Source organism: Mesorhizobium sp. M0659, from assembly GCF_040320605.1.
Classification (GTDB): domain Bacteria; phylum Pseudomonadota; class Alphaproteobacteria; order Rhizobiales; family Rhizobiaceae; genus Mesorhizobium.
Genome location: NZ_JAMYPY010000014.1, coordinates 34265 through 57538, shown reverse-complemented (window position 1 = coordinate 57538; position 23274 = coordinate 34265). Strand labels below are relative to the sequence as shown.

28 protein-coding genes are annotated in these 23274 nt (G+C 62.8%); 13 read left to right on the top strand and 15 right to left on the bottom strand.

What is annotated here, in order from left to right; genetic code table 11:
• Positions 1-12 precede the first annotated feature (12 nt).
• A complete protein-coding gene (locus NKI31_RS21470) occupies positions 13-1266 on the top strand; it encodes a low temperature requirement protein A (protein WP_027049051.1) in 1254 nt (417 codons plus the stop codon).
• Positions 1267-1284: 18 nt separating this feature from the next.
• Here the strand turns inward: NKI31_RS21470 and NKI31_RS21465 are convergent, their stop codons facing one another.
• The 4 genes from NKI31_RS21465 to NKI31_RS21450 all read right to left on the bottom strand — a co-directional run bounded on the left by NKI31_RS21465 (position 1285) and on the right by NKI31_RS21450 (position 3624).
• Positions 1285-1572, bottom strand: coding sequence for a DUF1330 domain-containing protein (locus NKI31_RS21465; RefSeq protein ID WP_352652502.1), 288 nt, complete (start codon positions 1570-1572; stop codon positions 1285-1287).
• Between the two features lie 13 nt (positions 1573-1585).
• The gene (gene pyrF, locus NKI31_RS21460) at positions 1586-2299 is read right to left on the bottom strand and encodes an orotidine-5'-phosphate decarboxylase (RefSeq protein ID WP_023701963.1); all 714 of its coding nucleotides are present in this window, start codon (positions 2297-2299) and stop codon (positions 1586-1588) included.
• Positions 2296-2892 carry an NADPH-dependent FMN reductase gene (locus NKI31_RS21455; RefSeq protein WP_023701964.1) on the bottom strand — a complete coding sequence of 199 codons (597 nt, stop codon included), beginning with the start codon at positions 2890-2892 and terminating at the stop codon, positions 2296-2298. The genes pyrF and NKI31_RS21455 overlap by 4 nt, the downstream gene beginning before the upstream one ends.
• Positions 2893-3012: 120 nt before the next feature.
• Positions 3013-3624, bottom strand: coding sequence for a LysE family translocator (locus NKI31_RS21450; protein WP_023687486.1), 612 nt, complete (start codon positions 3622-3624; stop codon positions 3013-3015).
• A gap of 122 nt (positions 3625-3746) precedes the next feature.
• Here NKI31_RS21450 and NKI31_RS21445 point away from each other — a divergent pair, with 122 nt between their 5' ends.
• Positions 3747-4655 (top strand): LysR family transcriptional regulator, encoded by a 909-nt coding sequence (locus NKI31_RS21445; RefSeq protein WP_352652501.1) that lies wholly within the window; start codon positions 3747-3749, stop codon positions 4653-4655.
• 95 nt (positions 4656-4750) lie between these two features.
• Here NKI31_RS21445 and pmtA read toward each other — a convergent pair whose 3' ends face one another.
• The 7 genes from pmtA to NKI31_RS21410 form a co-directional block, all read right to left on the bottom strand.
• Positions 4751-5356 carry a phospholipid N-methyltransferase PmtA gene (gene pmtA, locus NKI31_RS21440; RefSeq protein WP_023687484.1) on the bottom strand — a complete coding sequence of 202 codons (606 nt, stop codon included), beginning with the start codon at positions 5354-5356 and terminating at the stop codon, positions 4751-4753.
• Between the two features lie 117 nt (positions 5357-5473).
• Positions 5474-6604 carry a molecular chaperone DnaJ gene (gene dnaJ, locus NKI31_RS21435; RefSeq protein ID WP_023681322.1) on the bottom strand — a complete coding sequence of 377 codons (1131 nt, stop codon included), beginning with the start codon at positions 6602-6604 and terminating at the stop codon, positions 5474-5476.
• 219 nt (positions 6605-6823) lie between these two features.
• Positions 6824-8740 (bottom strand): molecular chaperone DnaK, encoded by a 1917-nt coding sequence (dnaK, locus tag NKI31_RS21430; RefSeq protein WP_023673200.1) that lies wholly within the window; start codon positions 8738-8740, stop codon positions 6824-6826.
• Positions 8741-9111: 371 nt separating this feature from the next.
• Positions 9112-10110 carry an LLM class flavin-dependent oxidoreductase gene (locus tag NKI31_RS21425; protein WP_352652500.1) on the bottom strand — a complete coding sequence of 333 codons (999 nt, stop codon included), beginning with the start codon at positions 10108-10110 and terminating at the stop codon, positions 9112-9114.
• 22 nt (positions 10111-10132) lie between these two features.
• On the bottom strand, positions 10133-10336 hold the full coding sequence (locus NKI31_RS21420) for an arylamine N-acetyltransferase (RefSeq protein WP_352652499.1): 204 nt from the start codon (positions 10334-10336) through the stop codon (positions 10133-10135).
• A gap of 82 nt (positions 10337-10418) precedes the next feature.
• A complete protein-coding gene (locus NKI31_RS21415) occupies positions 10419-11588 on the bottom strand; it encodes an AI-2E family transporter (RefSeq protein WP_023703805.1) in 1170 nt (389 codons plus the stop codon).
• 110 nt (positions 11589-11698) lie between these two features.
• Positions 11699-12760 (bottom strand): LLM class flavin-dependent oxidoreductase, encoded by a 1062-nt coding sequence (locus NKI31_RS21410; RefSeq protein ID WP_023739793.1) that lies wholly within the window; start codon positions 12758-12760, stop codon positions 11699-11701.
• 234 nt (positions 12761-12994) lie between these two features.
• Here NKI31_RS21410 and NKI31_RS21405 point away from each other — a divergent pair, with 234 nt between their 5' ends.
• On the top strand, positions 12995-13423 hold the full coding sequence (locus NKI31_RS21405) for a DUF6481 family protein (protein WP_023673205.1): 429 nt from the start codon (positions 12995-12997) through the stop codon (positions 13421-13423).
• Between the two features lie 85 nt (positions 13424-13508).
• On the opposite strand, the gene sugE is transcribed toward NKI31_RS21405, so the two are convergent.
• Both sugE and NKI31_RS21395 read right to left on the bottom strand, forming a co-directional pair.
• On the bottom strand, positions 13509-13823 hold the full coding sequence (gene sugE, locus NKI31_RS21400) for a quaternary ammonium compound efflux SMR transporter SugE (protein WP_023681326.1): 315 nt from the start codon (positions 13821-13823) through the stop codon (positions 13509-13511).
• 207 nt (positions 13824-14030) lie between these two features.
• A complete protein-coding gene (locus NKI31_RS21395; protein ID WP_006200611.1) occupies positions 14031-14156 on the bottom strand; it encodes a hypothetical protein in 126 nt (41 codons plus the stop codon).
• Positions 14157-14369: 213 nt separating this feature from the next.
• On the opposite strand from NKI31_RS21395, the gene NKI31_RS21390 reads away from it, so the two are divergent.
• The 4 genes from NKI31_RS21390 (at position 14370) to NKI31_RS21375 (ending at position 17615) form a co-directional block, all read left to right on the top strand.
• A complete protein-coding gene (locus NKI31_RS21390; protein ID WP_023739792.1) occupies positions 14370-15179 on the top strand; it encodes a transglutaminase-like domain-containing protein in 810 nt (269 codons plus the stop codon).
• A gap of 112 nt (positions 15180-15291) precedes the next feature.
• Positions 15292-16245 (top strand): cation diffusion facilitator family transporter, encoded by a 954-nt coding sequence (locus NKI31_RS21385; RefSeq protein WP_023696044.1) that lies wholly within the window; start codon positions 15292-15294, stop codon positions 16243-16245.
• 77 nt (positions 16246-16322) lie between these two features.
• Entirely contained in the window at positions 16323-16727 is a 405-nt protein-coding gene (locus tag NKI31_RS21380) for a GFA family protein (RefSeq protein ID WP_023673210.1), read from the top strand.
• Positions 16728-16808: 81 nt separating this feature from the next.
• On the top strand, positions 16809-17615 hold the full coding sequence (locus NKI31_RS21375) for a class I SAM-dependent methyltransferase (protein ID WP_023673211.1): 807 nt from the start codon (positions 16809-16811) through the stop codon (positions 17613-17615).
• 101 nt (positions 17616-17716) lie between these two features.
• On the opposite strand, the gene NKI31_RS21370 is transcribed toward NKI31_RS21375, so the two are convergent.
• Positions 17717-18970 carry a DNA recombination protein RmuC gene (locus NKI31_RS21370; protein ID WP_352652498.1) on the bottom strand — a complete coding sequence of 418 codons (1254 nt, stop codon included), beginning with the start codon at positions 18968-18970 and terminating at the stop codon, positions 17717-17719.
• A 103-nt stretch (positions 18971-19073) separates the two neighbouring features.
• Between NKI31_RS21370 and def the strand changes: the two genes are divergently transcribed.
• The 6 genes from def (at position 19074) to truA (ending at position 22672) form a co-directional block, all read left to right on the top strand.
• Positions 19074-19604 (top strand): peptide deformylase, encoded by a 531-nt coding sequence (gene def, locus NKI31_RS21365; protein WP_023673213.1) that lies wholly within the window; start codon positions 19074-19076, stop codon positions 19602-19604.
• A gap of 99 nt (positions 19605-19703) precedes the next feature.
• The gene (locus NKI31_RS21360) at positions 19704-19991 is read left to right on the top strand and encodes a hypothetical protein (RefSeq protein WP_023696043.1); all 288 of its coding nucleotides are present in this window, start codon (positions 19704-19706) and stop codon (positions 19989-19991) included.
• Entirely contained in the window at positions 19988-20413 is a 426-nt protein-coding gene (locus NKI31_RS21355) for a type II toxin-antitoxin system VapC family toxin (protein ID WP_023732763.1), read from the top strand. The genes NKI31_RS21360 and NKI31_RS21355 overlap by 4 nt, the downstream gene beginning before the upstream one ends.
• Positions 20414-20451: 38 nt before the next feature.
• Entirely contained in the window at positions 20452-21402 is a 951-nt protein-coding gene (gene fmt, locus NKI31_RS21350; protein WP_023696041.1) for a methionyl-tRNA formyltransferase, read from the top strand.
• Positions 21399-21905, top strand: a complete 507-nt coding sequence (locus NKI31_RS21345) for a GNAT family N-acetyltransferase (RefSeq protein WP_023728813.1) — start codon at positions 21399-21401, stop codon at positions 21903-21905. The genes fmt and NKI31_RS21345 overlap by 4 nt, the downstream gene beginning before the upstream one ends.
• An 11-nt stretch (positions 21906-21916) precedes the next feature.
• Positions 21917-22672, top strand: a complete 756-nt coding sequence (gene truA, locus NKI31_RS21340; protein ID WP_023821724.1) for a tRNA pseudouridine(38-40) synthase TruA — start codon at positions 21917-21919, stop codon at positions 22670-22672.
• Here truA and NKI31_RS21335 read toward each other — a convergent pair.
• On the bottom strand, positions 22669-23274 hold the full coding sequence (locus NKI31_RS21335) for a hypothetical protein (RefSeq protein ID WP_023821725.1): 606 nt from the start codon (positions 23272-23274) through the stop codon (positions 22669-22671). The genes truA and NKI31_RS21335 overlap by 4 nt on opposite strands.

The following is a 23274-nucleotide window of genomic DNA, read 5'->3' as shown; positions in this document are numbered from 1 at the left end:
CAAGGCCGCGCGATGAGCACACCAGCAAGCTCCCTCCATCATCACATAAGGCGCATGGCCGGGCGCGATCCGCATGAGGCGCATCGCGTCGCCACGCCGCTCGAGCTGCTGTTCGATCTGACCTTCGTCACCGCCTTCAGCCTTGCCTCGTCGCAACTGGCGCATGCCTTGGCCGAGGGCCACTACGCGGCGGCGCTGATCGGCTTCGGCTTTGCCAGCTTCGCGATCTGCTGGGCGTGGATCAATTTCTCCTGGTTTTCCTCCGCCTATGACACCGACGATTGGATCTTCCGCCTCGTCACCATGGTGCAGATGATCGGCGTGCTGGTGCTGGCCATCGGCCTGCCGCGCATGTTCGCCTCGATCGAGCATGGCGAACACCTCAACAATTCGGTGATGGTGCTGGGCTACGTCATCATGCGCGTCGCCATGATCTTCCAATGGCTGCGCGCGGCGCGGCAGGACCCTGGGCGGCGGCGTGCCTGTCTCACCTATGCCATCGCCATCGCGATCGCCCAGATCGGCTGGGTGGTGCAGATCCTGGTCGATTTCTCGCTGGCGACGAGCCTGGCTTTCGGCGCGGTCCTGCTTCTCATCGAGCTTGCCGGACCGGTCATCGCCGAACGCCGGGATGGCGGCACGCCCTGGCACGCGCATCACGTCGCCGAGCGCTACAGCCTCTTCGCCATCATCGCGCTGGGCGAAGGGGTGGTCGGCACGCTGGCGACGCTGTCGGCCGTGGTCGAGGAGCAGGGCTGGAACCTCGATGCCGCCTTGATCGGCATTGCCGGAATGGGTCTCACCTTCGGCATGTGGTGGGTCTATTACATGCTGCCCTCGGGGACGGTGCTGCACCAGCACCGCAATCGCTCTTTTGTCTGGGGCTATGGCCAGATGCTGATCGTGGCGGCCATCGTCGCCACCGGCGCCGGGCTGCATGTCGCGGCCTATTTCATCGAGCACAAGGCCCATATCGGCCCGGTAGCGACCCTGCTCTCGGTCGCCATTCCGCTAGGCGTGTTCCTGGGGGCGATCTACGCGCTGTATTATTATCTCGTCCAGCGCTTCGATCCCCTCCATGTCTGGCTGCTGGCGGGAACGGCTGCGGTCGTCGCACTTGCCATCATCGCCGCCCTTGCCGGCGTCGACATGGCGGTCTGCCTCATCTTACTCACGCTAGCGCCGGCCGTCACCGTTGTCGGCTATGAGCTGTCGGGGCACCGCCATCAACTGGAGGTGCTGGCGCAGGAGGAAGCGCCGCACTGAGCAGAGCAGCTTCGCGCGTCAGATACCCTCGACCAGCACGATCTCGCCATCGGCTACTTTCTGACGGATGGCCACGGCGCGCTGGTACTCCGGCGAGTGGTAGCAGTCATGCGCCGCGCTGAGCGATTCGAACTCGATAATGACATTGCGGGCGCGGCCAGGCCCCTCGGCCTTTTCATGCTCACCGCCACGGGCAAGGAACTTCACGTCGAAACGGTCGAAAGCGAGCTTGGCGGCAGCGACATAGTCCTTGTAGCCTTCAGCGTCGCACACATCGACGCGGGCTATCCAGTATCCCTTGCGCATTTTCTTCTCCTCGTTACGCGGCGCGCATCTCTTCCAGTATGGCTTCCGCCGCCGCGCGCCTGTCGCTTGCCGCCACGATTGGCCGGCCCACAACAAGATGGCTGGAGCCGTTGCGGATCGCCTGGCCGGGCGTCACCACGCGTTTCTGGTCACCATGGTCGCTGCCCTTGGGCCGTATCCCCGGCGTCACCACCGCCAGGTCGGGTCCGACGATGCGGCGCACCGCTTCCGCCTCCTCGGCCGAGCAGACGACGCCGCCCATGCCTGCATGCAGCGCCTGTTCGGCGCGCCTCAGCACCAGCGTGTGCGGGTCATATTCATAGCCGGCGTCGATCACGTCCTGCTCGTCCATCGAGGTCAGCACGCTGACCGCCAGCAGGCACAGGTCGCTGCCCCTGGCGGCCTCCACCGCGGCCCGCATCGCCTTGGGATAGGCGTGGATGGTCAGCATGGTCATGCCCATGCGCACGATGTTCTCGACACCCTTGGCCACCGTGTGGTCGATGTCGAGCAGCTTCATGTCGAGGAAGATTCTGGTGCCGCCGCTGGCCAACTCCCTGGCGAAGTCGAGCCCGCCGGCGAAGGCCAGCTGGTAGCCGATCTTGTAGAAGGAGACGACGCCGTCGAGTTCGCGCACCGCCTGTTCGGCCTCTTTCACCGTCGGCACGTCGAGGCCGACGATCAGCCTGTCTCTCATGGTATGGGCCTGCATGGCTGTGGAAATCATGCCCCGGTCCGGGTCGATAGCATGCGCGAGGTTTCGATCAGCGTGCGGCATAGGTGCTCCATCGATTTGGTCAGTCTATCATCCCTGAAATTGCCGTCGCCGTCGAAGGCACTGCCGCCATCGGATACCGAGCATTCCGGCGTCACCATCTCCAGCTGGCAGCGCACCAGCACGGCGCGCAGATGGTTGATGCAGCGGATCCCGGCGAAATGTCCGTTCGAAGACGAGCACAGGCCGGCGACCTTGCCGACAAATGGCCTCACCGGCCAGCCGCCATCGAGGCGCACCCGGCTTACCCAGTCGATCGTGTTCTTGAGCAGTGGCGGGATCGAGCCATTATATTCCGGCGTCGCGATCAGCAGCCCGTCATGGGCGGCGATCAGCCGGCCGAGCTTCACGGCGTTGTCGGGAACGCCTTTTTCCTTTTCGAGGTCCTCGTCGATGATCGGCAGCGGATAGTCGGCCAGCGAAATGCGCGTCACCTCGGCGCCTTGCATGGCCAGCTCCTTCTGCGCCACATCGGCGGTCCTGCCGCTGAAGGCGCCGCTGCGCACCGAGCCGGCGAAGACGAGGATTTTCGCGATCACAGCCATTGGCCACTCTTGTTCCCGGACAGGTACAGCCAGAGGCTGCGCAAATCAACGCACTGGCCCAAAAAACGGAAACGATCGGGGGGCAAGCGCGCGAAGGTGTGCCGAGCAGCTGGGCTATTGCTAGTGGGTGACCGCAATTCTTGCACTCAGCGCGATGAGTGCAACTCCGAGCAAGGCATCTATCGGCCTGCGGACGCTGCCATATACCGACCGAACCCTTCTTGTGGAGAACATTAGCGCGACAAGCCCAAACCACGCCATCGCGACCAGCCCGATTATGGCCAGCGACACTGCCTGGACCCAGATCGGAGCCTGCATCGGCAATACCGATATGAACAGGCTCGCGAAGAACGCGGCCGTCTTCGGATTTGTAATTCCGACAACGAATCCGCTTCGCCAAGGAGCCGTAGTCTCTGCGCCACCGACGGCCAGCGGTGGCCGCGCCTGCCAAGCCGACAAAAGGATCTTGCTGCCCAGGTAACCGAGATACACGGCACCGGCGATCCGGACGGCAAGGTGAGCCCATGCAATCTGCGTCAGTACGAGGCCCAGGCCACACATCGCGAGAGCCGCCCACACCATGATCGCTGCGGCAATGCCAAGCGCCACATGGAACCCCGCGCGACGGCTGATCAGCGCATGGGAAGTCACGGCTACAAAATCGGGTCCTGGGCTCATGGCGCCGAGCAGGAAGACCGAAGCAAGGGTCAGGAATTGCGGAAGGTAGCTCATGCGATACTCCAGTTTCAGTCTCGTCGTACCGCACGCCTGCATGCCGGAGAGGCCAGGAAAGCCGCTCGCCGATTTCGAGGGTCGTTTCCCTCACCTTCACAAAACCTACAGCGCTCTTTAATATGAGCGAAATGAAAGATATTTCGGCAGCCATCAACAAAGCTAATATCAACATCACGATGGTGCGCGTCCTGACATCGCTCAGCGAGACGCGCAGCTTCACGAAAACCGCCGAGCGGCTCTGTCTTTCTCAATCGGCCATAAGCCATGCAATGAAGGCGCTGGAGGAGATCGTTGGCGCGCCCCTCGTCATACGTGATCGGCGCGGTGTCGCTTTCACCGCAACCGGCGAGGCGGCTTTGGATGCGGCGCGCGCCGCTTTGCATGCTTTAGGCCGTCTTGCCGGCCTACGGGAACACTCCATCAAAGGCAGAGTACGGCTCGCGCTGGTCAGCAGCGCCTCGGTAAAGATTGCTCCATATGCGTTGAACATTACTTCCGTCCGGCACCCGGAGCTTGCTGTCGAACTGCTCTTGGGCACGGATACCGAGGTGGCGGAGTGGGTCGATCGCGGTGCCGCCGATATTGGACTGTCCTACATCGCCGGCAATTGCCAAGCCGAGGAACTTGTCGACGACGAACTCTTTGTGGCGTCATCGCAAAAGAACTCAGTCCAAGGCGGGTCATTTCCGATCCGCGCTCTCGACGGCCAGCCATTCATCATGTCGAGCGGCGGCTGCGGACCAATGCTTGCCGAATTGTTCCAGGATTTTGGCGTTGCGCCAGTTGTCATCCTGTCGGCGAGCGATATGGCGGCGCTGCTTGCTCTGGTTGGGGCCGGGCGCGGTTTGTCGATTGCGCCAGGCCTGGCGTTTCCGGCCGATTGGCAGCGAACCGTCGCGAGGCGTCCTCTGGAGCCGCGTGCGCGTCGGCCTCTGTTGCTTCTGTTCTCCAGCAGCGCCGAAGCAACGGCCGTGCGGGCCATGTGCGCGGCGATCAGAGAAGTCGCCACGAGTTTGCGAGGCGGATAACAGTCAAGGATGTGGATCGACCCTCAATCGAGCTTCCTTCGGGAGACGTCGATCCTCTACAAGGCGCCAGAGACTTCTCCCGCCCCCAATACCAGCTAATGCGCTTCCCGCCGGTAGATCCACAGCTGCGTCGGCGGGATGTTGCGGAAGATGAAGTCGAAATGCTTGACCGTGTAATTGCCGCGGCCGGGCGGGATCGGCGACAACGGCCCATAGGTCAGCTGCACGATCGGCCGTCCAACCGGGATGCGGTCTAGCAGGCTTTCAATATAGGCGATCCGCTGTGCGACCGGAAAATTGAGCAGCGGCACGCCGGAGACGACGGAATCGAAAACCATCCCGCTCTTCTCGCCAAGCGTGGCGTTGAGATTGAAGGCATCGCCCTCGATGACGTTGACGCCGGGATAGAGCTGGCGCAGATGGCGCACGAAATCGGTGGAATATTCGACCGCGTACAGGTTTTCGGGCTTAACGCCCTGGGCGAGGATTGCACGGGTGATGACGCCTGTGCCGGGTCCGACTTCAAGCACCGGCAGGCCGGACTTCGGATTGACGATGGAAGCCATCTTGCGGGCGGTGATGGAGCTTGTCGGCACGATCGAACCGACCGACTTCGGCTTGTCGATCCAGCCTTTGAAGAATTTGAGTTCGTCGTCGAACTTTTCCGCCAGCGCCTTCCGCAATCCCGGACCACGTGCCATGCAAGTTCTCCTCAACACTCCCCGAACGCTACTTAGCAGCTAACAGGTCCAAGGCAAGGCGCGATCTGGCATAAGATGTTGATGACGTTCGGGAAGCGTGGCGGCCTTGGTTTGGGTTCAGTGCTCGCCGAAGGATTCGAAAAAGTCCTTCATGCGGGCGAAAAAGCCGCTCGACTGGGGCGAATTGTCCTTCGACGACAGCTGCTCGAACTCTTCCAGCAGCTCGCGCTGGCGGCGCGACAGGTTTTGCGGCGTTTCGACCGCGGTCTGGATATAGAGGTCGCCGACATTGGGCTGGCGCAGCACCGGCATGCCCTTGCCCTTGAGGCGGAACTGGCGGCCGTTCTGCGTGCCTTCGGTCACTTTCACCTTGGTCTGACTGCCGTCCAGCGTCGTCACCTCGAACGAGCCGCCAAGGGCGGCCGTCGTCATCGATATCGGCACCTTGCAGTAGAGATCGGCGCCGTCGCGCTGGAAGAATTCATGCGGCTTCACCGCCAGGAAAATATAGAGGTCGCCCGATGGGCCGCCGCGCAGGCCCGCCTCGCCCTCATTGGCAAGCCGGATGCGGGTGCCGTCCTCGATGCCGGCCGGGATATTGACCGACAGCGAGCGTTCCTCGGTGACGCGGCCCTGGCCGGCGCATTTCGGGCACGGGTCCTTGATCGTCTGGCCGCGGCCTTGGCATTGCGGGCAGGTACGCTCGATCGAGAAGAAGCCTTGTGTCGCTCGTACCTTGCCGTGGCCATGGCACATCGAGCAGGTCACCGGCTGGGTGCCGGGCTTGGCGCCGGTCCCGGAGCATTCCGTGCATGAGATCGAGGCCGGCACGCGGATTTGCGCGGTCTTGCCGGCAAACGCTTCTTCCAGCGTGATTTCCATATTGTAGCGCAAATCGGCGCCACGCTCCCGGCCGCCCGACGAGCGGCGCTGGCGCCCGCCCATCATGTCGCCGAAAATATCCTCGAAAATGTCGGCGAAGCCGCCGGCGCCAAAACCTTGCGCGCCGCCATTCATGCCGCCCTGCTCGAAGGCGGCGTGACCGAAACGGTCATAGGCCGCGCGCTTCTGCGGGTCCTTCAGCGTTTCGTAGGCTTCGTTGATTTCCTTGAACTTGTGCTCGCAGGAGTGATCGCCGGGATTGCGGTCGGGATGGAACTGCATGGCCAGCTTGCGGAAAGCGCTCTTGAGCTCCTTCTCGTCGGCGCCCTTTTGCACGCCCAGCGTCTCGTAGAAATCAGCTTTCATCTTTTCCCGCAGTCCGGATGCTCAACGTCTTGATGCATGTTGCGTCGTTTGCCGGCACGTTGTCTCGATTTAGGAGCGGTGATGCCCGGATGCTAGGGCCGGCGCGCTTGTGCCTGTGTTTTTCAGTGACTTTTTCGGCAAGGCCCGCACTTTTTCAGCGAGGGTTGCAAAAAAGCCCGGCTTTGCGCCGGGCTTTCCGCTTTATTTGCCGTCAACCGGTCAGGCCGACTTCTTCTTCTCGTCGTTTTCGTCGATTTCCTCGAAATCGGCGTCGACCACGTCGCTATCCTTGGCCGCGTCCGCCTTGGCGTCGGCTTCCGCCGCTTCCTTCTGCGAAGCTTCGTACATGGCCTGGCCGAGCTTCATGGATGCTTCGGCAAGCGTCTGCGACTTGGCCTCGATGTCGGCGGCATCGTCGCCTTCGGCAGCAGCCTTCAGCGCCGTGATAGCCTCCGATATCGCCGTGCGCTCGGTTTCCGAAACCTTGTCGCCATATTCCTTCAGCGACTTCTCGGAGGAGTGCACCAGCGCCTCGGCCTGGTTGCGGGCCTCGACCAAAGCACGCCGCTGCTTGTCGGTCTCGGCATTGGCTTCGGCGTCCTTGACCATCTTCTCGATGTCGGCGTCCGAAAGGCCACCAGAGGCCTGGATGCGGATCTGGTGCTCCTTGCCGGTGCCCTTGTCCTTGGCCGAAACGTTGACGATGCCGTTGGCGTCGATGTCGAAAGTGACCTCGATCTGCGGCACGCCGCGCGGCGCCGGCGGAATGCCGACCAGGTCGAACTGGCCGAGCGCTTTGTTGTCGGCAGCCATTTCACGCTCGCCCTGGAAGACGCGGATGGTCACGGCCGACTGACTGTCTTCAGCGGTCGAGAACACCTGGCTCTTCTTGGTCGGGATGGTCGTGTTGCGTTCGATCAGGCGGGTGAACACGCCACCCAGCGTCTCGATGCCGAGCGACAGCGGCGTCACGTCGAGCAGCAGCACGTCCTTCACGTCGCCCTGCAGCACGCCGGCCTGGATGGCGGCGCCCAAAGCGACGACTTCATCCGGGTTGACGCCCTTGTGCGGCTCCTTGCCGAAGAACTGCTTCACGATCTCCTGGATCTTGGGCATGCGGGTCATGCCGCCGACCAGGACCACTTCGTCGATCTCGCCAGCCTTCAGCCCGGCATCCTTGAGCGCCGCCTTGCAGGGCTCGATGGTGCGCTGGACGAGATCGTCGACCAGCTGCTCGAACTTGGCACGGGTCAGCTTCAGCGTCAGGTGCTTGGGGCCGGTCGCGTCGGCGGTGATGAAGGGCAGGTTGATTTCCGTCTGCGTCGTCGACGACAGCTCGATCTTGGCCTTTTCAGCCGCCTCCTTGAGGCGCTGCAGCGCAAGCTTGTCGTTCTTCAGGTCGATGCCCTGTTCCTTCTTGAACTCGGCCGCCAGGTATTCGACGAGACGCATGTCGAAATCCTCGCCGCCGAGGAAGGTGTCGCCATTGGTCGACTTCACTTCGAACACGCCGTCGCCGATTTCGAGCACCGAAATGTCGAACGTGCCGCCGCCAAGGTCATAGACGGCAATGGTCTTGCCATCCTTCTTGTCGAGGCCGTAGGCAAGTGCTGCAGCCGTCGGCTCGTTGATGATGCGCAGCACCTCAAGGCCGGCGATCTTGCCGGCGTCCTTGGTGGCCTGGCGCTGGGCGTCATTGAAATAGGCCGGAACGGTGATGACCGCCTTCTCGACCTTCTCGCCGAGATAGGCCTCCGCCGTTTCCTTCATCTTCTGCAGGATCATGGCCGAGATCTGGCTGGGCGACTGCTTCTTGCCGCCGGCCTCGACCCAGGCATCGCCATTGTCGCCCTTGACGATCTTGTAGGGGACAAGCTTCTTGTCCTTCTCCGTCACCGGGTCGTCATAGCGGCGGCCGATCAGGCGCTTGACCGCGAAGATGGTGTTTTCAGGATTGGTGACCGCCTGGCGCTTGGCCGGCTGGCCGACGAGACGTTCGCCGTCGCCCGAGATGGCGACGATGGAAGGCGTCGTGCGCGCGCCTTCCGCATTTTCAATGACCTTGGGCTCCTTGCCATCCATGATGGCGATGCAGGAGTTGGTGGTGCCGAGATCGATACCGATTACTTTTGCCATTTTTCTAGTCTCTCCGCTAAGCAGGCTCTCAGGACCCGTAAGGCGTTCCGACGAAAGCCCCTGTTCACAAGAAATTCCGCTCCGGCAACCGGCATTCCGGCACTGGGCGGCTTGGCGCGTATATAAGAACAGGCGGCATCGGGCGCAAGCATTCTGCGCATGGCATCCACCGCGCCGCACTTGGCGCCTTTGAACAGCCGCCCGGCGGCCCGGATGTGCTCCAACCGCGCTCAAAACCCCAGGATCTGCGCGATCCCCCGGCGAAGCGCCCAGTCAGGGCTTCGAAACCACAAGAAAACGTCACCTATGCGTGAGAGAGGCGGCTCCTGGCTGAGGAAGGCGCCTGCCCATAGCAGACACAGGCAAAAGCGTCACGCGGCCTGCGACAGCGATTTATGCGCCTCGGCCAGGATTTCGAACGAGCGCACGCGTGCCGCATGGTCGAAGATCTGCGCGGTCACCATCAGCTCGTCTGCGCCGGTGCGGCGCACGAACGCGTCTATGCCTTGCCGGACGGTTTCGGGAGAGCCGACGACGGCGCAGGACAGCGCCTGCGAAATCATGGTTTTTGCCATCGGCTCGAGCGTCTGGTCATAGCCCTCGACCGGCGGCGGCAGGCGGCCGGCCCGCCCGGTGCGCAGATTGACGAAGGCCTGCTGGAGCGAGGTGAACAGCAGTTTTGCCTCTCCATCGGTCGGTGCGGCGAAAACGTTGAGGCCGAGCACGACATAGGGCTTGTCCAGCTGTTCCGAAGGCTGGAAGCGCGAACGGTAGATCTCCAGCGCATGGTCCAGTTCGGCCGGCGCGAAATGCGAGGCGAAGGCATAGGGCAGGCCGAGCATGGCGGCGAGCTGCGCGCCATAGAGGCTGGAACCGAGGATCCAGACCGGCACCTTCTGGCCTTCGCCGGGCACGGCGTGGATACGCTGGCCTTCCGCGGCCGGCTGGAAATAGCCCATCAGCTCGACGACATCCTGGGGGAAATTGTCTGACGCCTCGAGATTGCGGCGCAGCGCGCGCGCTGTTCCCATATCGGTGCCGGGCGCGCGGCCGAGGCCGAGGTCGATGCGGCCGGGGTGCAGTGCCGCCAGCGTGCCGAACTGCTCGGCAATCACCAGCGGCGCATGGTTGGGCAGCATGATGCCACCGGCGCCGACGCGGATGGTCTTGGTGCCGCCGGCGACATGGGCGATGACGACGGCGGTCGCCGCGCTGGCGATGCCCGGCATGTTGTGGTGCTCGGCCAGCCAGTAGCGCCTGTAGCCGAGCCGCTCGGCATGGCGGGCCAGGTCGAGCGAATTTGCCAGCGATTGCGAGGCGTCGCTGCCTTCGACGATCGGCGACAGGTCGAGAACGGAAAGTGCGGTCATGGGCCTCAAGCCTTTACGATGTTCAACTGCCTGACCCTGGTTTCGAAGGCGCGGTCGGGAATGAGGATGTCGAGCTGGTGCCAAGCAGCGGGTCCAAATTCTCGAACGGGATCGCCTGCGGATGCTGGCGATGCAGCGCGCTCAGCGTGTCGACCGACGCATCGATCGGACCGCGATAGCCAATGCGGTCGAAATAGGAATCGAGGTCGAAGGAGGCATCGTTCATCGCAGGGTCCGGCTTGACCGGCTCGATATAGGCACTCCGCCTGAAGACAACAAATGCGAGATGATGGACGGGCGCGGCAAGCTTATGCCGCGGCCTTGCCGTTCTCTTCGGCCGCTTCCTCCTCCACCACGGCCGTCTGCTGTGCGGCGAGAAAATTGCCGACATGGCTGAGGCCATCGAAATGATCGCAGAACACTTTGACGACGACCAGCAGCGGCACCGCCATCAGCGCGCCGACAAAGCCCCAAAGCCAGGACCAGAAGGCGATGGCGATGAAGATCGCCACGGCGTTGATCTCGAGGCGTCGGCCGACAACCATCGGCGTAACGAACTGGCCTTCGACGATGTCGCACAAAAGCACGAAGCCCGGCGCCAAAAGGGCGTAGGAGATCGAGTCGAAGCTGATCATCGCAATGACGCTGACCAGCACGATGGTGATCAGCGCGCCGACATAGGGCAGGAAGTTGAGCAGCGCCGCCATCGTTCCCCAGACCAGCGGGTTGGGCATGCCGAGCGCCCACAGGCCAAGGCCGATAACCGCACCGAGACCAGCATTGATGACGGTGACGGTGAGCAGATAATGCGAGATTTCGCGCTCGACGTCATAGACAACGCGCAAGGCCCGCTTCTTCTCACTGAGGCTGGCGAAGGACTGGATGATCTTCTCATAGAACATCGTGCCTGACGCCAGCAGGAACAGCGACAGCACGAAGATGATGGTCAGGCTTGTCCCCGCCGACAGGACGTTGCTGGCGGCGGCCGACAGGACGCCGGACTGCGCCATCGCCACCTTCTGGATGCCCGGCTCCTGCGAGGTCTCCGTCATCTGTTCGATCTGATGCGAGATCTGCATGATCCTCTCGAGCGGACGCCGTAATTGCGCCAGCCGTTCGGTAAGTTGTTGGCCGATCGACGAGGTGTTGTTGAGAAGGTCGATGACCGGGCCGCTGAGCAGATAGCCGGCAACGCCGAAGACGCAGATCGACAGCACGACCAACATTGTCGCCGAAACCACTTCCGGAATGCCGCGCTTGCGCAGGAAGCGCACGATTGGTGTCAGCGTCAGCGTCAGCAGGAAGGCGAGGATGACCGGCATGAAGAAAGCACGCGCGAAATACAGCGCGTAGATGGCCATGAACAGGAAGATCCCGATGAGCAGCGAACGCATCAGATGCGTGTCGGCACGCGCCACAACTCTCGCCTCTTCGGTCTCGGCAAGGCCAGCACCCAAAGCGGCGGGTTCGGCTTTCATGATTTTCCCTCAGCGGCGCACCGCAATTGGTGCATTCCCCTGACGGAAACGCCTCTGCAAGCCCAAGGTTCCGTTAGCCGGCAAGGCCCTCAATCCGGGCCGCCCGTCGCTCAGGCGGCTGGCGCTGCGACGGCGACGCCGGGCTTGGCGGTCTCCTTGCGCACGATCGGCGCCACCTTGGTGCCGTAGAGTTCGATCGCCTTCATGATCTTGGCGTGCGGCATGGCGCCGATCGCCATCTGCAGCAGAAAGCGGTCATTGTTGAAGATCTTGTGCTGGGCGACGATCTTTTCCGCCACCTGCTCCGGATTACCGACAAACAGCGCGCCGTTCGGACCACGCGACTGATCGAAATGCGCCCGCGAGGTCGGGCCCCAGCCGCGCTCGCGGCCGATGCGGTTCATCACTTCGGCCTGCGGGCCGTAGAAATCGTCGGCCGCCTGTTCAGTGGTCCCGGCGATGAAGCCGTGCACATTGATGCTGGTGGCAAGGCCCGAGGGGTCGGTACCGGCCCGCCTGGCGGCATCGCGATAAATGTCGAACAGCGGTGCAAACCGCGCCGGCTCACCGCCGATGATGGCCAGCGCCAGCGGCAGGCCGAGCACGCCCGCGCGCGCCGCAGATTGCGGCGTTCCACCTATTGCGATCCAGATCGGCAATTTGTCCTGCAGCGGCCGCGGATAGACGCCGCGGTCGTTGATCGGCGCGCGCAGATTGCCGGACCAGGTAACTTTGACGCTGTCGCGTATGGCCAGCAGCAAATCGAGCTTTTCGGCGAACAGCTCGTCATAATCCTCGAGATTGTAGCCGAACAGCGGGAAGGATTCGATGAACGAGCCGCGCCCGGCCATGATCTCGGCCCGGCCGCCCGACAAAAGGTCGAGCGTTGCGAACTGCTGGAAGACGCGAACCGGATCGTCGGAGGACAGCACGGTGACCGCGCTGGTCAGCTTGATGCGCTTGGTGCGTTCGGCGGCAGCGGCCAGCGCCACCACCGGCGCGGACGCGGCATAGTCGGGGCGGTGATGTTCGCCCAGACCAAAGACGTCGAGGCCAACCTGGTCAGCCAGCTCGACCTCCTCGATCAGATTGCGCAGCCGCTGATGCGGGCCGATCGCGCCGGGGCCGGGCTCCGGGCTGACGTCGGCGAAAGTGTAGAGACCGAGTTCCATGGCATGTCATCCAAATGTTCTGATTTGCCGCTAGAGGTAGCGGCGAGCCGCCCCGGCCGCCAGAGGGGCGGATAGTGAACAGTGCATGTCGGTTTCGGCCGGCTTTGTTTCAGGGAAAACGCGTCTCCCGGCTGCAACAGCCTAAACTTTCATGGCTGGCATACCGTTTTGGCGCTTGAACTCTCGGTTTTCGCGCGTATGTAAGCGTCGCGAATTGACTTCAGGGAAGTGGACTTGGCTATCTACAGGGAAAAAGACATTTTCGAGCGGCGCAATGCCGCGAACGAGGCAAAGAAGGCGCTTCTGGAGCGCTTCAAGTCGAAGCCGGCGGCTGATGATCCTGCGGTTCTGGCCAAACAGGCCGAACGCAAGGCGATTCTTGAGGCTCGCGAAATACGCGAGGCCGAAAAGGCCAGGCTGAAGCAGGAAAAGCTGGCACGCGAGGCGGTCGAGAAGGCCGAGCGCGAGGCAGCAGCCGAAGCGGCGCGTATTGCGGCCGAAGAGGCAGCGCAGGCTGAAGCGAAGATCAAGGAAGCCGAAGAAAACGAGCGCATCGCCCGTTTGCTGGCCGACGAAGCCGAACGCAAGGCCAAGCGCGACGCACGCTATGCGGCGCGCAAGCAGCGTACCGGCAGGACGCCTCCGGGCTTCTCCGCCCGCTAACGCTTCGATCGAAACGATCGGACATCAGGGTCGCCTTCCAGCGGCCCTGAATGTGTTTGTGCGTCGATTTCCTTGGTTGCTTTGCTCAGGCGGCGAGCTTCAGCCCCATAATGCCGCAGACGATGAGCGCAATGCAGGCGAGCCGGATGGCCGTCGCAGGCTCGCCCAGCAGCCAGATGCCAAGAAGCGCCGTGCCGACCGTGCCGATGCCGGTCCACACCGCATAGGCCGTCCCGACAGGCAGCGTCTTGAGCGCCAGGCCGAGCAACCCGAGGCTGATGATCATCGAGGCGACAGTGAGCACCGTCGGCAGCGGCTTCGAGAAGCCGTCGGTGTATTTGAGGCCGATCGCCCAGCCGATTTCGAACAGACCAGCGAAGAACAGAAAAATCCACGACATCGGGATGCACTCCTTCCACGAGGATGGCGGGTCGTCCCGGCCGGATTTTTGAGAAAGGCGCGAGGTCGTCCTCGCCGCTTCGACACAAGCGGCTGCGCCGGTGCGATCAACAAAAACACCGGCCGCATCGTTCATGCCGCCGGTGTCAAAATCTGCGCCGAAACGGTTTGTCCGGATTTCAACCGTCCAAGATCTTCCGAGGCGGGCTTACTTTTCCTTAAGCCTCATCGCCTTCACGGGCGGCGCCTTCAGCGCCGGAGCCGCGGCAGGCTTCTTGGCGTCTTTTTTCGGCTTCCGAGCTTCCTTGCCCGCCTTCATCGCACCTTTAGCCATGATTCGTTCCTCCAGTTGCTGGGAGGCCAAGTGAAACAAGAGAAACGCCGGACTGCAAGAGGGCTGGCGTCTGTCGCCGGCGCCGACGGGCCGCTTTCAACCGGTTTCTAATTTGCTCGTAAACCATTGCGGTCCGTGCCATGGTTGTCTTCGCACTGCAGCATCGGCCATGCCTTCGCCCGGCGATGATCAGGCGGTGCGGTCAGGACGACAATGCGAATCCGCATCGGCAGCGAGATGAGTTTCGATTTTCCGCAGGAAACGCCGCTGATCGCGATGCTCAATGTCCACTACTCCAGGGCCTCCGATCTCGAGCGCCCGGATTTCCTGACCTCCAACCCGCCGGTGCCGATCCAGAGCTACCGCGACAGTTTCGGCAATTGGTGCAACCGTTTCGTCGCCCCGCCCGGGCGCTTCACCTTCGGCACCGATTCGGTAATCCGCGACCCCGGCACGTTCGAGATGGGCGACCTGATGGCCTGGCAGCACGAGGTGCGCGATCTGCCGTCGGACACATTGCTCTTCCTGTTGCCGAGCCGCTTTTGCGAGAGCGATCTGCTGGCCAGCGAAGCCTGGCGGCTGTTCGGGCATACGCCGCTTGGCATTGCGCGCGTCCAGGCGGTCTGCGACTTCGTCCACAACCACATCGTCTTCAGCTACGGCAATGCGCGGCCGACCCGCACCGCGGCGGAAGCCTATCGCCAGCAAAGCGGCGTCTGCCGTGACTTTGCCCACCTCGCCGTCACCTTCTGCCGTGCGCTAAACATCCCGACCCGCTACTGCACCGGCTACATCAGCGACATCGGCCTGCCCAAACCTTGGGCGAGCATGGATTTCGCAGCCTGGATGGAGGTCTATCTCGGTGGCCGCTGGCATGTCTTTGACCCGCGCAACAATTCGCCACGCATCGGCCGCATCCTGATCGCGTCGGGTCGCGACGCCGCCGACGTGCCGCTGACCCACATCTTCGGACCGGGCACGCTGGCTGGTTTCAAGGTGTGGACGGACGAGATCATCGAATAGGGGCGTCTTTCCGCAAGCTGGCCTTCAACCTGAACGACCAGGCGATTCGTGCGTTGTGATGCCTGTGGAGCTCGGCGGCAGGCCGTTACATTGGGCGCCTTGGAGGGACAGCATGGCAGCGCATGGCGGGTCGAAGACGGTCATCTACGCGGCGCTCGCCGGTAATTTAGCTATTGCTATGACCAAATTCGTCGCCGCCTTCTTCACCGGCAGCTCGGCGATGCTGTCGGAAGGCGTGCACTCGCTGGTGGATACCGGCAATGGCGGGCTGCTGCTCTACGGCATGCACCGCGCCGCCCGTCCGCCGGACCGCACGCACCCGCTCGGCCATGGCCGCGAGCTGTATTTCTGGAGCTTCATTGTCGCCCTGCTCGTCTTTGCGCTCGGCGCTGGCGTGTCCTTCTATGAAGGCGTCGTCCACATCATGGCGCCTCAGCCGGTCGCCAATCCCAAAATCAACTACATTGTGCTGGGCCTCTCAATGCTGTTCGAGGGCAGCTCCTGGTACGTGGCGCTGAAGGAGTTCCGCCAGCAGAAGGGCAACCAAGGCTGGCTGCAGGCCGTGCAATCGAGCAAGGATCCGAGCGTTTACACGATCCTGTTCGAGGACAGCGCCGCCCTGCTCGGTCTGTTCGTCGCCTTCGCCGGCATATTGGCGGCCGAACTCCTCGACATGCCCGAGCTCGACGGCGTCGCCTCGATCGGCATCGCGATGATCCTCGGCGCCACCGCCATCTTTCTGGCGCGCGAAAGCAAGGGATTGCTCATCGGTGAGCCGGCCTCGCCGGAAGTGCAGGCCAAGGTGCTGGCCATCGCCCAGCAGGATCCGGCAGTGCAGCGGGCCAACGGCGTTCTCACCGTCCATCTCGGCCCGCAACAGATCGTCGCTGGGCTGAGCATCGAATTCGAGGACCATCTGACGGCGCCTGAGATCGAAGCCTGTGTCGAGCGCATCGAGGCGCTCTTGAAAAAAGAAATGCCGGAGATCACCAGACTGTTCGTCAAGCCGCAGACGACCGGAACCTGGGAGCACCGGCGCAAGCAGGTCGAGGCGGCGTCGGACTAGTTCTGGACCAGCAGTCCACCGTTGGCGCCATCGCCTGGTCCCGCTAAGATCACCCGACGGATTTCGGAGAATCAACGATGAAAATCGATGGTGGGTGCCATTGCGGCGCCATAACTTATGAAGCAGACGTCGACCCGGAAAAGACCTCTATCTGTCATTGCACCGACTGCCAGCAACTGACCGGTACCGCCTTTCGTGTCACTGTTCCCGCGCCTGAGGATCATTATAGGATCACAAAGGGCACACCGAAGGTTTATATCAAGACGGGATCGAGCGGCGCCAAGCGTGCCCAGGCGTTCTGCGGCGACTGCGGTTCCCATCTTTACGCAACGTCGGTTGGCGACGGGCCGAAGGTCTATGGGATCAGGGCGGGGACCGCGCGGCAACGCGAGGATCTCGTTCCGACCCAACAGAAATGGCACCGATCGGCCCTGCACTGGCTTCCGGAATTCGAGGGCGTAAGCATCGTAGAGGCGCAGTAGCACCTGCCTCCCGGTTAAACGCGGCCCAAACCAGCCAATAATGTGCTAGGCTAGCCATCAAACGGATGGCGGGGGATAGCAATGTCGGAAACGGACAAAGTGTTTGCCGGCTCGATTCCGGAAAACTACGACCATTACATGGTGCCGCTGATCTTCGAGCCGTTCGCCGCGGATTTGGCACGACGGGCAGCGTCCTTGTCGCCCGGCGCCGTCCTGGAAGTCGCCGCCGGTACCGGCGTTGTCACCCGCGCATTGGCTCCAAAACTGTCTCCCGGCGCAAGCTATGTCGTGACCGACCTCAACCAGCCTATGCTCGACTACGCGGCCTCGCGACAAGCTCCCGACAGTCGTATACAATGGCGTCAGGCGGATGCTCTGGCGCTGCCGTTCGAAGATGCGGCTTTCGATCTCGTTTGCTGTCAGTTCGGCGCGATGTTCTTTCCCGACCGAGCCGCCGGCTATCGCGAAGCAAAGCGGGTCCTGAAGACCGGCGGCCATTTCCTGTTCAACGTGTGGGATCGCATCGAAGAGAATGTATTCGCCAATGATGTGACGAATGCTCTTGCGGAGATTTTTCCGAACGATCCGCCCCGCTTTCTCGCCCGCACGCCGCACGGCTACAATGACATTGCATTGATCCGCGGCGAGTTGGAAGCCGCAGGTTTCTCCCGTGTGGTGATCGACACGAGGGCCGAACAAAGCCGTGCCTCCTCGCCGCGCCTTCCGGCGGTTGCCTATTGCCAGGGAACTCCGCTTCGCAACGAAATCGAGGCTAGAGGAAAACTGGAAGCCGCAACCGATCACGCCGCGTCCGTGATTGCAGCCAGACACGGCAGCGGCGAGGTTGCGGCCAAGATCCAGGCGCACGTGATCGTGGCTACGGTCTAATGCATGGCGCCCAGAAGTGTGCCGCGGTTCTGGGACAACGACATGCATCAAAACAAAGACTTTTAAAGCGCGTCGTATGAATCCGTTCAGCGCGACGCGCTTTAATCGTCGCCTTCGACGACACGTAGCCTGAGCTGCCCCGTCTTGGAATCCGCCACCCGCACTCCGGCTTCGGCCTTGGCGGGTCCGCCACCGCGCACTTCGGCTTCGTTTTCTCCAAACTCCAGCGCTTCGATCTTTTGGCCGCGCTTGGTCACCTTCGACGTCGACACCAGTATCTCGTCGATATCCTTGGCCGACTGGCCAAAATGCGTCTGCAACCGGCGCACGCGTTCGTCGACGCGCGCGACGTCTTCCATCAGCCGGATCACCTCGCCCTGGATCAGATGCGCCTGTTCGCGCATGCGGGCGTCCTTGAGGATGGCCTGGATGACCTGGATCGACAGCATCAAAAGCGACGGTGAGACGATGATGACACGCGCCCGGTGCGCCTTCTGGACCACGGCGTCGAAATTCTCGTGGATTTCGGCGAACACCGATTCCGACGGCACGAACATGAAGGCGGTGTCCTGCGTCTCGCCCTGGATCAGGTATTTTTCCGAGATATCGCGGACGTGAATTTCGATGTCGCGGCGGAAAGCCTGGGCCGCGATCTTCTGTCGTTCGGCGCCATCGGCGGCGCGGATGGCGTTCCAGGCTTCCAGCGGAAACTTGGCGTCGATGGCAAGCTGCGGCGCACCGTTCGGCATCCTGACCAGGCAGTCGGGACGGCTGCCGTTTGACAGCGTTGCCTGGAACTCGTAGGCGCCCATCGGAAGGCCGTCGGCGACGATCGCCTCCATGCGCGACTGGCCGAAGGCGCCGCGCGTCTGCTTGTTGCACAGGATCGCCTGCAATTGCACGACCTGGCCGGCCAGCGACTGAATGTTGCCTTGCGCGGTGTCGATGACCGCCAGCCGTTCCTGCAGTTTGGCGAGGCTCTCATGCGTCGATTTGGTCTGTTCGGTCATGGTTTGACCGAGCCTGCCGGTCATGGCGTCGAGGCGCTGGCCGATCGACTGGTTGAGTTCGGCCTGCCTTGCGCCGAACACGTCGGCGATGGCGCCCATGCGGCCCTGCATCTCGGCCTGGCTTTGCAAAATGCCGGCCATCCGCGCCTCGGCGTCGCGGGCGTGGTCGGCGGCTTCCGCCGCGGCGATGGTGCGCGCCTTGGCCGATCGCCACAGCGCCACGACAAGCGCCAGGAACAGGCCGAGAAACACCAGCGCGCCGAGGGCCAGTGCATGGCCGAGCGTGATCGTCGTGGCGCCAAGCCGGGCAACGGGTTCGGAAAGGATGGTGCTCAGGTCGTTCATCCCGCCAGCATAGCCGATTCGCAGACCTGGCACAGATCAAAACGTGAACGAGACCGATTCGCACCGGTTGACGCTTCTCCTGCGACGTTTTAGGTGAGGCGCCATGTCGATCAAGCCGCTCATCATCCTTCCCGATCCCATCCTGCGCCAGGTTTCCAAACCAGTCGAACGCGTCGACGCGCCTTTGCGCAAACTGGCCGACGACATGCTGGCGACGATGTATGATGCGCCGGGCATCGGTTTGGCCGCAATCCAGATCGGCGAGCCGCTGCGCATGCTGGTCATCGACCTCGCCAAGGAAGACGAGCCGCCGGCGCCGCATGTCTTCATCAATCCCGAAATCCTCGAAAGCGCCGACGCCCGCTCGGTCTACGAGGAAGGCTGCCTGTCGATCCCGGACTATTACGCCGAGGTCGAGCGTCCCGCCTCGGTGCGCGTGAAATATCTCGACCGCGACGGCAAGCTGCAGGAGATCGAGGCCGAAGGCCTGATGGCGACTTGCCTGCAGCACGAGATCGACCATCTCAACGGTGTGCTGTTCATCGACCACATCTCGAAGCTGAAGCGCGACATGGTGGTCAAGAAGTTCAAGAAGCTCGCCAAGGACAAGGCGCCGGGCAAGCTGGTGGGATAGGCCCTGCTTTCGGCGACTCGCACAAAATCCCGTCTCGACCCGCCCCTATTGAGAGACGCTTCCTAGCGTGATATCATTGATATCAGACTGGAGACTCAGATGGGCGATATGTTGATCAGAGATATTCCCGAGCCGTTGAAGCGTGAAATCGAGCATGCGGCACGCAAGGGCGGCCAAAGCCTCTCGATCAAGGCGATCGATTTATTGCGAAAAGGCATGGTTGCGGAAAAAGAAGGCAAGGCCGAGCCTGGACTCACGGCTTGGGATGCGATTCGCGCTGCCTTCGCCTCGGAAAATGCAATCAGCGACGAATTTGCGCAGATGATGGATGAGATCGAAGCGGAACGGAAACGCGACTTTGGCCGCACCATTGAGAATTTCGAGTGATAATCCTCGATACCAATGTCGTCTCGGAAGCGAGCCGGCCCGCGCCCGATCCAAACGTCGCTAAGTGGTTTCGCAGACAGGACCTGCTCGACCTCTATCTCTGCGGTCCTGTTGTCATGGAGCAGTCCTTTGGAGCCGAAAGGTTTCTCAACAAGACCGGCTCGGACCGCCACGTCCGTGCACTTGACCACCTGGTTTCGAAGCAGTTTTCGGGACGTGTCGTCGAATTTGCCGGTCCCATTCCCCGTCTGGCGGGCAAGCTCCGGGCAATGCGGGAAACTATCGGCCGGCCGATCAGCCTTTCCGATGCCATGATCGCTGCCATCTGCCTGTCGCACGACGCTATGCTGGCGACGCGCAATATTAAGGACTTCGAAGAGCTTGACCTCAAGATCGTAAACCCGTTTGAAGCAGACGCTTGAGCGGACTGCCGCGCGCAGAACAGGATACTGGACGAAAAATGCCGCTTCGCGTCATCTTCATGGGCACGCCGGAGTTTTCGGTGCCGGTGCTGCGCGCGATTGCCGAGGCCGGGCACGAGATAGCAGCCGTCTACACCCAGCCGCCGCGCGCCGCGGGCCGCCGCGGGCTGGAGCTGACACCGTCGCCGGTGCAGCGCGAGGCTGAGCGGCTGGGCATCGAAGTGCGCACGCCGCTGTCGCTGAAGGGCGAGGCCGAGCAAGCTGCTTTCTATGCGTTGCGTGCCGATGTCGCGGTCGTCGTCGCGTATGGTTTGCTGTTGCCGAAGGGTATTTTGGAGGCTCCGCGCCTCGGCTGCCTCAACGGCCACGCCTCGCTTTTGCCGCGTTGGCGTGGTGCAGCTCCCATCCAGCGCGCCATTATGGCCGGCGACGTCGAAACCGGCATGATGGTGATGCGCATGGAAGAGGGCCTGGACACCGGTCCGGTGGCACTGGTTGAAAAATGCGCCATAGAGCCCGACATGACCGCCGGCGATCTGCACGACCGCTTGATGAATATTGCTGCCACGCTGATGGTGGAAGCGCTGTCCCGATTGGAGACAAATACCCTGGCATCGACTTTGCAGGCGGCTGACAGGGTGACCTACGCCAGGAAAATCGATAAGTCGGAGACACGTGTGGACTGGACGCGCCCGGCTGCGGAGGTCCACAATCACATTCGCGGCCTGTCGCCATTCCCGGGCGCCTGGTGCGAGGCCGACATCGGCGGCCGCACGGAACGGCTGAAACTGCTTCGCTCGACCCTTTCTGAAGGTACGCTTTCTGAAAGCATGGGCGAGTCGGGAGGAATTCTCGATGACCGGCTGACGGTCGCCTGCGGGTCGGGCGCGGTCAGGCTGGTCGAAGTTCAACGGGCGGGCGGAAAGCCTGCTGCCGCGCAGGAGTTTCTGCGCGGGGCCAAGATCGAAAAGGGAATGAAGTTCTCATGAGCATGATGTCGATACGCGGCGCGACGCCGCGGGACCGCGAGGCTATACGCCTCGTCGAGGAACACGCATTCGGCCAGCAGGCGGAGGCCGGGCTGGTCGACGCTCTGGTCACCGGCGGCGACGCCGTTGTCGAACTGGTGGCGGAAGAAGACGGCCAGGTGGTCGGCCACATCCTGTTTTCCAGGCTGTTCGTTCAGAACGGCGGCAAGCAGTTTGCAGCCGTGGCGCTGGCGCCGTTGGCGGTGGAACCTTCGTTCCACGGCTCGGGCATTGGCGGTGCGCTGATCCGCGAGGCGCATATCCGCCTCAGGGATGCCGGCGAGACGCTCGCCGTTGTGTTGGGCGATCCGGCCTATTACGGCCGCTTCGGCTACAATCATGCGCGGGCCGAAAAGTTCGAGAGCGAATATCAGGGCGAAGCGCTGCAGGCGCTGGCCTGGGGTGACGCACCCGAAAAAGGCAAACTGGTCTACGCCCAGGCCTTTACCGCACTCGCCGCCTGAACGAAGGGTGTATGCCGCGTTTTCGTCTCGATATCGAATATGACGGCAGCCTCTTCGCCGGCTGGCAACACCAGGCGGATCAGCCTTCGGTGCAGCAGGCGATAGAGCAGGCGATCGAGAAATTCTGCGGTGAGGCGGTGCGGATACGCGCCGCCGGCCGCACCGACGCCGGGGTGCATGCGACCGCCCAGGTGGCGCATGTCGACCTCGCCAAGGCATGGCCAAACGACAAGGTGCGCGACGCCGTCAACGCGCACCTGCAGGCGGCGGGCGCGCGCATCGCCATCCTGCAGGCGACGGTTGTCCTCAATGAGTTCGACGCCCGTTTCTCGGCGAGCGGACGGCACTATCTCTACCGCATCCTCAACCGGCGCGCGCCTGCAGCGATGGAAAAGGGCAAGGTCTGGTGGGTGCCGAAGCGGCTCGATGCGGACGCCATGCACGAAGCGGCGAAAGTCCTGCTCGGCCGACATGACTTTACCACCTTCCGCTCGACGCAATGCCAGGCCAACAGTCCGGTGCGGACGCTGGAGCTGCTCGATGTAAGCCGCCAGGGCGACCTGATCGAAGTCAGGGCCTCGGCGCGCTCTTTCCTGCACAACCAGGTGCGCTCCATGGTCGGTTCGCTGAAACGCGTCGGCGACGGCGGCTGGACCGCCGCCGACCTCAAGGCCGCGCTCGCTGCACAAGACCGCGCCGCCTGCGGCCAGGTGGCGCCGCCCGACGGGCTTTTTCTCGTCGGTGTGGACTATCCGGAAAAGTTCTAGGCCGGAGCGGCGGTCGGCACAGTGATGCCGAGCAGCGCCACCAGGCCGAACAACACGGCTAGAGACACCACCAACATGCCTGCGAACACGGCGCTGCCGACAGCCGCGCCCTTGCCGATCGTGGCGTTGGTCATCCGCCAGGAGAGTACCAGCGAAAGCACCACCAGAACCAGCCACACCAATTCGGCAACCGGGTTGCCGGACGGCAGGAAAAGCCTGATCAGCGCTGAAGGCAGCAGCATCCAGGCGGTGATCGCTGACGCCCAGTTGCTGGCGACGACATAGTGGACGAAGCGGTCGCCGATGCCGGCGCGCGATGCGACCAGGGCAAGCACAACCAGGGGCAGCAGCCACGAGCCGAGGTCGACGGTCGCCAGGCGAACCAACATGCCCAGCCGACCTGCGAACGCATTGGGATCGCCGATCTCGTTGGCCGTGCCGACCCAGCCGACGATCATCGCCGGCGCGGCGACGACGATGGCGAAGAAGGAATTCCAGAAGCCGTCCGCCGAAAGGTCGAGCAGCCGCAAGCCGTCGGCCTTTCCGAGCATCAGCCGCCAGGCGCCGTTAAGCGATGAAGAGGTCTCGTCAACCGAAAGCAT